The organism is Neglectibacter sp. X4, from assembly GCF_009917365.1.
GTDB lineage: Bacteria > Bacillota > Clostridia > Oscillospirales > Acutalibacteraceae > Acutalibacter.
Window position 1 is genome coordinate 1 of record NZ_QWLE01000149.1, and the last position, 1,367, is coordinate 1,367.

The following is a 1,367-nucleotide window of genomic DNA, read 5'->3' on the forward strand; positions in this document are numbered from 1 at the left end:
CTCCGGCGTCCCGCTTTTTTCGTTTTGCGGGGTCAATACACCATCAGGAAAGATTTGCAATTTGCACCCTCCCCCTGTCCCACGGGAGGGAAAATTAAAAGGTTGGGGGAATCGTTGAAAGGTTGTTACCTCACTCACTGGTCACTTTCCAAGTCATGGAGGGTCTTCCCATCTTGGGTTTGGCATCGCCATCCATCAAAAACAAATTAATACTTTTTCCACGCACTATGGTGCCCCCCTTAATCCACAAATATTTCGGGAACATTATACTGGATATCTGCCGACTCACGGGCCACTCCAATGTTCCTGCTTCGTAATAAAGAGCGCCGTAGTTTTATGTTTCCACTTTGTGTAATAACAACGTATTCGCTCTTATGCTGACGGATATATGTAGAGGTTTCGCGTGAGAAACCACTTCGTTGTAATAATATAGTGAGCGGATTGGTCGTTCCGTATTCCACATACTCGTACCAATCGTTTTGAAAGGTCTCGAGGTTGTGTAACCGCTTATATTCATTCGAGAAACGTAGGAAATAGTTGGAGATACTAAAAAGAATTACATTTTCAATTACCTCCAGTGTGTCAGCAATTACAACATTCCGATGCTCACGCGAGTCATTGTAACGTTCCTGCTTACCGTTGACTTGAACGCCGGAATCCGGATTGTTCTGCTTGAATTCAATAGCCTTGTTCATGATATGACTCAATCCAGTACCCTGTATCCATTGAATAAGAATGACGGCATACCAGCGGAGCATACCGTGCTTTCCTGTTTTCTTGCTGACTCTGCCAAGTGTCTGCCGCTCATATTTCTCCCATTTGAAGATACGGCACATCCGTTCAAGGAAGTCCATTAAGTCATCATAGCTCACATTTCCGTTGGCATCCAGGACTGGGTAATGCATTCCTTTTGCGATGGCTGTAGTAAGATTTTCCGTCTGATCTACGGATACATTTATATCATCGTCTGGTTTGGTCGACTTCTCCTCGAAGTTTGCCTTTATTTTTGCCTCGTCGCCTTCTTGCAGAAACGGTGCGAATTCTTTATGAACGAGGCTGTCTCTCCCCTTGGTAATGTCACGCAACAGAATGAGAGCGAATTTCCGCATAAGGGTATAGGATTCCTCAGATTGACTCTTGGGGTGTTTGTCAAACTCAATTTTCCCCTCAAGAAGCGCTTTTACTACGGACTTTTTCTGTGCATTGGTGAGCTCGGATTCAATAGAAAGCTTCTGTGCTGGAACTTTCTCCTTCAGCAGTTCCTCAAATTTTTCCTCCTTGACCTTCTCGTCGTACTGTAAACTAAAATGAAAGTTGAAGACCCGCCAGCCCTTCTGGTACAATGGTTTCACCACAAATCCAAGTAC

General features: G+C 44.4%; 1 pseudogene. It reads right to left on the bottom strand.

Going from position 1 to position 1,367, the window contains the following annotated elements:
- Window positions 1-239: 239 nt before the first annotated feature.
- Window positions 240-1,367 (bottom strand): annotated as a pseudogene (locus tag D1841_RS17285) (helicase); the annotation flags it as partial.